Raw genomic sequence first — 6,076 nt, 5'->3', positions numbered from 1 at the left:
CCCCCCCCCCCCCCCCCCCCCCCCCCCCCCCGCGCCCCCCCCCCCCCCCGGATCCGGTCTCCCGGACAAAGGGCGGCTGTCAGAAGAGGACCTCTTTGCGCGCGGGGGTCGCCTTGGCGATCAGCTTGCCACGGTTGTAGGAGTAGAGGACCTCGCTCTTCTTGTTGAGGGCGTTGTAGAAGTTGTCGTTGTTGAGCACGATGAAGCTCGCGGGGTTGCCCTCCCGGATGCCGTAGCTGTCCCCGAGGTGCAGCGCCCGGGCGGCGTTGTAGGTGCAGAACCTGTAGGAGTCCATGATCTGCTGGTAGCCCATCAGCTGGCAGACGTGCAGGCCCATGTGGATGACGTCCCGCATGTTGCCGTCGCCGAGCGGATACCACGGGTCGAAGATGTCGTCGTGGCCGAAGGCGACGTTGTTGCCGTTCTCCAGCAGCTCCTTGACGCGGGTGACGCCCCGGCGCTTCGGGTAGGTGTCGAAGCGGCCCTGCAAATGGGTGTTGACCAGCGGGTTGCAGATGAAGTTGATGTCGCTCATCCGCAGCAGGCGGAAGAGCTTGCCGCAGTAGGCGTTGTTGTAGCTGTGCATCGCGGTGGTATGGCTGGCGGTGACCATGTCCTTCATGCCGCTTTCGAGCGCACGGCAGGCGAGCACCTCGAGGCCCTTGGACTGCTCGTCGTCGATCTCGTCGCAGTGGACGTCGACCAGCTTGCCGTACTTTTCCGCGAGCTTGACGCAGAAGTTGACCGAATCGACCGCGTATTCACGGGTGAATTCAAAGTGCGGGATCGCGCCGACGCAGTCCGCGCCCATCCTGACGGCGTTCTCCATGAGCTGCTCGCCGTTCGGATAGCTCATGATGCCCTCCTGCGGGAAGGCGACGATCTGGATGTCGACGATCCCCTTGAGCTCCTCCTTGAGCTCGAGCATCCCCTCCATCGCGATCAGCGTCGGGTCGGTCACGTCGACGTGGGTGCGCACGAACTGGACGCCGTTGGACGCCTGCATCTGCACCGCGCGGCGGGCGCGGTCCTTGACGTCCTGCTTGGAGAGCTTCTCCTTGCGCTTGGCCCAGCACTCGATCCCCTCGAAGAGGGTGCCCGACATGTTCCACACCGGGTCGCCCGCCGTCAGGCAGGTGTCGAGATGGACGTGCGGCTCGATAAAGGGCGGGATGGCCAGGCATCCGGTGCAGTCGACGACCTCTTCGCCCGGGTTGGGGGCGAGGTTCGCGGCGATCTTTTCAAACTTCCCGTCGGCGACGCGGATGTCGACCGCCTCGGTCCCGTTTTCCACAAAGATATTTTTGATCAGCATGCGATGATCTCCTTTCGTCACGTGTGTTCTCTTCCAACAGGCCTATGCCTTCTGCTTCGGACGGACGGCCATCTCCCAGATGAGGAAGATCACGGCCGCGACAACGAGCGAGTTGACCGGCTTGATGCCCCAGCTCACAAAGATGCCGATGAGCGCGCCGCCGATGACCGCGAGGATCGCGCCGGGGTTGACCACCGGGTTCTTGACGTCCTCCCTGGAATAGTCGCCGCGGTGCAGGATGTAGTGCAGGATGATGACCGCGCCGACCGGCGGGATCATGCCGGAGAGCAGGTTCAGGTAGCTGACGAAGTTGTTGTTGAGCCACACCGAGAAGACGGTGCCCACCAGTCCGCCGAGCAGGACCATCGGCTTCATCGGGATCTTGGTGATGTTCGAGACGCCGAGGCCCGCGGTATAGAGGGCGTTGTTGTTGGTCGTCCAGATGTTGAGTCCGAGGGTGATGACCGCCGGGATCGCGAGGCCCTGGAGGATGAGGATGTTGAAGATGTCCGCCACGCCGGTGACCGCGCCGCCGACCGCGCCGAAGATCATCATGACCGAGTTGCCCACGAAGAAGGCGACGACCGTCGCGGTGACGGCGACCTTCGGAGTCTTGGAGAAGCGGGTGAAGTTTGGCGTCGCGGTGCCGCCCGAAATGAACGAGCCGACGACGATCGCGATGCCCGCGGCGAGCGTCATCTTGTTCTCCACGCCGAAGACGTTCATGATGCCGCCCGCCTTCTGGATGCCCCAGGTCACCGAATAGACGCCGAGGATGGCGATGAGGGGCACGGCGATCGAGCCGAGGACCGCCAGCGCCTTGATGCCGAGGTAGGCGGTAATCGTCATGATCGCGCCGGTGACGATGACGAGCGCCCACACGGGCAGCTTGCCCTTGGTCAGCTCGGTGACGGGGAGCGCGAACATCGCGACGCCCACGCCGAACCAGCCGATCTGGGTGATGCTGATGATGGCGGAGGGCAAAAACGAGCCCTTTTCACCGAACGAGCGGTGCGCCAGCAGGTCGAGCGAAAGACCGGTCTTCTGGCCGATGTAGCCGAGGGTGCCGCAATAGATGCCCAAAAACGCGTTGCCGACGATCATGGAGATGAGAAAGCCGCTCAGCGTCAGCCCGATGCCCAGGTTGCCGCCCGCGGTCATGCTCGGGGTAAAGAAGGTGAAGCCCACCAGCACCACCATCGCCGCCCACATGCCCTGTACCTTTTTGTCCTTCGGTACCGCGCTGAGGGAATACTCGGAATCCTCCGCCTGGACTTTTTTCTCTTTCAGTTCGCTCATCGTTACCTCCCTTTCTGTCTGTGACACGCGCTGGGCGCGCATTGATGTAAGTAGTTTCATTAGCCGCTATCCACACTATATCATATAAATCCGCATTTTGCCACCTGATTTTTGTACAAATTATTGCCTTTTTCTTTGGCAAGTTGTTGACAAGCCATGTGAAAACTGTCCAAATGCAAGCAAATTATGAAACCGATTACAAAGCGCGTCTTTTTTTGCCGGAGGCCTTCCCGGGGCCTTGCATTTTCCCGGACGGGTTGGTAAGCTATAGGTAGACGAGTGGACAGGGGGCGGGGGCTTGAATATCAAGGAGATTGCGCGACAGGCGCAGGTGTCGGTCGCGACCGTCTCGCGGGTGCTCAACCACCCCGAACAGGTCCAGCCGGAGACCCGCGAGCATGTGCTCGCGGTCATGGAGCAGTTCCACTACACCCCCAACTGGTTCGCGCGCGGGCTCAACCTCGGCCGCACCAACACGGTCGCCCTGCTCGTCCCCACCTTTGAGCACGGCATCTACCACCGGGTCATCACCGGCGTCGAGACGGTCGCCGCCAAAAAGGGCGCGGGCGTCCTGCTCTGCAACACCCACGGCACCGCCGAGGGGGAGGTGGACTCGCTGCGCATGGTGCTCGACCGCAAGGTGGACGGCGTCATCCTCGGGGCCGCCCGCCTGAGCGCCGCCCAGCTCGACGCCACCGGCCTGCGGGAGCGTCCCTTCGTGATCATCGGGCGCGGGGACGGATTGGGCGACGTGACCGCCTGCTACATCAACTTCGAGGGCAGCGCCGCCCGGATGACCCAGCACCTCTTCGAGCTGGGCCGCCGCCGGGTCGACCTGCTGCTCGACGAGGATTCCCACTCGAAGAGCGGCGCGATCCTCCAGGGCTACCGCGCGGCGTGCGCCCAGGCGGGGCTTCCCGCCGGGCAGGTCCACACCGCCGAGGACAGCCTGCGGGGCGGTTATCTGGCGGCGCGGCGGCTCTTTGCGACGGGCAGCCTGCCCGACGCGATCTTCGCCTCGAGCGACGAGCTCGCCTTCGGCGTCATGAAGGCGGCGCGCGCCGAGGGGGTCGATATCCCCGGGCGGCTCGCGGTGGCGGGGTTCAGCGATTCCCCCATGTGCGAGCTGGTCACTCCCGAGCTCACGAGCGTCGAGCAGCCCGCCCACCGGCTGGGCATGGTCGCCGCGCGCCTGCTTTTCGACCTGATCGAGGACGAGCAGCTTGCCGACCGCGTGCCGCAGCAGGTCGTGCTCCAGCCCAAGCTGAAAATCCGCCGCTCCTGCGGCAACGAGAAATATATCTATGAGCTGTTTGAATGAGAGGGGTTGGGTTCCATGTCGTTAGCAGTGCCTTTTCTGGGCAGGCAGCTGAAAAACCCGGTCATCGTGGCCGCCGGTCCCTGGTCGCGCAGCGCGGCCGCCATTCAGCGGTCGATCGACGCGGGCGCCGCCGCGGTCGTCACCGAAACGATCACCCTGGAGGCGGGCACGGTCATCCGGCCCCGGCTCTACCTCGACGACGGGCGGCTTTTCAACACGATGCTCTATTCCACCCTCGACCTCGAGCAGTGGGAGCAGGAGATGGACCGGATCGACAAGCGGGACTGTATGCTGATCTGTTCGATCTGGGGCGCGACCCCCTCGGAGGCCGCCTACATCGCCTCCAAGGTGGAGCGGATGGGCGCCGACGCGGTGGAGCTGAGCATCAGCGCACCCATCGGCACCAAAAACGAGCGGCTTTCGAGCCATCCGGAACACATCGGCGAGTTTGTCCGCACGATTGTGGCGGCGGTGGAGATCCCGGTGATGGTCAAGCTCTCCTACGACGCGAGCATCAACACGGGCTTTGTCCGCGCGATCGAGGAGGCGGGCGCCTCCGCCGTCAGCGCGATCGACAGCCTCAAGGGGCTGTCGGGCGTCGACATTGAACGCCAGCAGGCCGTCATGCCCACCTACGGCGGCTATACCGGCCCCAACATCCGGCCCGTGTCGCTGGCGGTCACCGCCACCCTCTCCCAGCTCACCCGTTGCCAGATCTGCGGCATCGGCGGGATCGAGAGCTTTGAGAACGTGCTGGAATTCATCATGCTCGGGGCCAACACCGTCCAGCTCGCCTCCGCGGTCATGCTGCACGGCTACGGCCGCATCGCCGAAATCGTCCAGGGGCTCGCGGCGTGGGCCGACGGGCACGGCGGCAGCATCGAACGTCTGCGGGGCGCCGCGCTCGGCTCCCTCATCCCCTTCGAGGAGATCCCCGAGCAGCCGCTTGTGAGCGAGCTGCTCTCCCCCTGCGCGCGGGAGGACTGCTCTCTCTGCGCCGGCGGCTGCCTCTACGGGGGCGTGCGCCGCGAGGCGGACGGCATCGTTACCGACCCCGCCCGCTGCACCGGCTGCGGGCTGTGCGTCGCGCGCTGCCCCGATAAAAAGCTCCGCCTTGTCTGGAAGTAGCATTACAAAAGGAAAGGCCGCCCGCGAGGGCGGCCTTTCCTTTTGGCGAGGACTTGCCGCTCATCGAGCGGTATCGTTTGCCGGTGGTCGACCGGCGGCGGTTTTCGATTTGCCGCTCGGGGAACGGCGGAGTTGCCGGGTCCCGCCCCGGGGTGGGCTTAGATTTGCCGCTCATCGAGCGGCGGAGCTTGACGGCTGCCCGCCAGAAGAGGCCTTCTTGGGCTTACCGCTCAGTAAGCGGTATCGTTTGTCGGTAGTCGACCGACAGCGAGTTCCTTTCTTGCTTGCCCAAGAAAGGAACCAAAGAAGGGCACGAGGGGCTTCGCCCCTGCGACCCCAGCGCCGCCTCCGGTTGGCCTTCGGCCAAAGTCGGCGGCGCCCTGCCACGGATCAGCGAACGAGCCTACAGCAACCCGCCAGCCGCCACGCCGCGGGCGCAACGCCTCTGCCGGCGAGTCCCCGGAACCGAATCGGACGTGCGTTTGGGGGGGCACGGCCGCTTTTGCGTGGCGCGCAGCGCCCACAAGGAAGCGGAAAACTGCGCAGCTTCGCCGCGCAGTTTTCCGCCGGGTGTCCCCGGCGAGCCATCCGGTGTGCGTTGTTGGGAGCGCCCGCAACCTGAATTGTGCCCACAGCTTGTGTACCCGTGGGGAGCGGTGGTAGTTCGCGGGTTCTGGCAAGGTACTCCCGGAGATACCGCTTAGAGTTCCGGCCCGCAGGGCCGGGTCCGCGCAGCGGACTCAAGCCGGGGTCGCGGGGCGGAGCGCCCGCGAGCGGCCGTCGCGCGTAGCGCGCTCCGGGCGCAGCCCGGGAAGGCCGCCTAAGGTGGAGGGTTCTTAGGCGGACTTTTGGTTCCTTTTCGTCCGTCCGAAAAGGAACCCGTGGTGCGCGGCGGAACGCGCTCGTGATTCTTGCCGCTTTTTAAGCGGCAATTCCCGCGATAGCCCCGCCGGGCGCAGCGCGGTACATCCAAAACCGCCGCCAGGGCGGGACCCGGAAATCCCCGCCGCCGA

4 protein-coding genes are annotated in these 6,076 nt (G+C 65.1%); 2 read left to right on the top strand and 2 right to left on the bottom strand.

Annotated features, from left to right (window positions below; translation table 11 throughout):
* Positions 1-79: 79 nt before the first annotated feature.
* Both codA and codB read right to left on the bottom strand, forming a co-directional pair.
* The gene (gene codA / locus RCI06_RS10100) at positions 80-1,315 is read right to left on the bottom strand and encodes a cytosine deaminase (protein WP_101552691.1); all 1,236 of its coding nucleotides are present in this window, start codon (positions 1,313-1,315) and stop codon (positions 80-82) included.
* A gap of 42 nt (positions 1,316-1,357) precedes the next feature.
* Positions 1,358-2,614: a cytosine permease gene (gene codB, locus RCI06_RS10095; protein WP_306575954.1), complete on the bottom strand. Its 1,257-nt coding sequence runs from the start codon at positions 2,612-2,614 to the stop codon at positions 1,358-1,360.
* Positions 2,615-2,912: 298 nt separating this feature from the next.
* Between codB and RCI06_RS10090 the strand changes: the two genes are divergently transcribed.
* On the top strand, positions 2,913-3,935 hold the full coding sequence (locus tag RCI06_RS10090) for a LacI family DNA-binding transcriptional regulator (protein WP_101552695.1): 1,023 nt from the start codon (positions 2,913-2,915) through the stop codon (positions 3,933-3,935).
* A gap of 15 nt (positions 3,936-3,950) precedes the next feature.
* On the top strand, positions 3,951-5,063 hold the full coding sequence (locus RCI06_RS10085) for a dihydroorotate dehydrogenase (protein ID WP_101552697.1): 1,113 nt from the start codon (positions 3,951-3,953) through the stop codon (positions 5,061-5,063).
* The last annotated feature ends 1,013 nt before the right edge of the window (positions 5,064-6,076 follow it).

Source organism: Anaerotruncus massiliensis (ex Togo et al. 2026) (assembly GCF_030825285.1).
GTDB classification, from domain to species: domain Bacteria; phylum Bacillota; class Clostridia; order Oscillospirales; family Ruminococcaceae; genus Anaerotruncus; species Anaerotruncus massiliensis.
The sequence above is the reverse complement of the archived record's forward strand: the minus strand, read 5'-3'. Positions and strand labels throughout refer to the sequence as shown.

What these genes read in the sequence shown, in the direction of transcription:
- codA (WP_101552691.1), bottom strand. Translation starts at nt 1,315, where the DNA reads ATGCTGATCAAAAATATCTTTGTGGAAAACGGGACCGAGGCGGTCGAC.
- codB (WP_306575954.1), bottom strand. Translation starts at nt 2,614, where the DNA reads ATGAGCGAACTGAAAGAGAAAAAAGTCCAGGCGGAGGATTCCGAGTAT.
- RCI06_RS10085 (WP_101552697.1), top strand. Translation starts at nt 3,951, where the DNA reads ATGTCGTTAGCAGTGCCTTTTCTGGGCAGGCAGCTGAAAAACCCGGTC.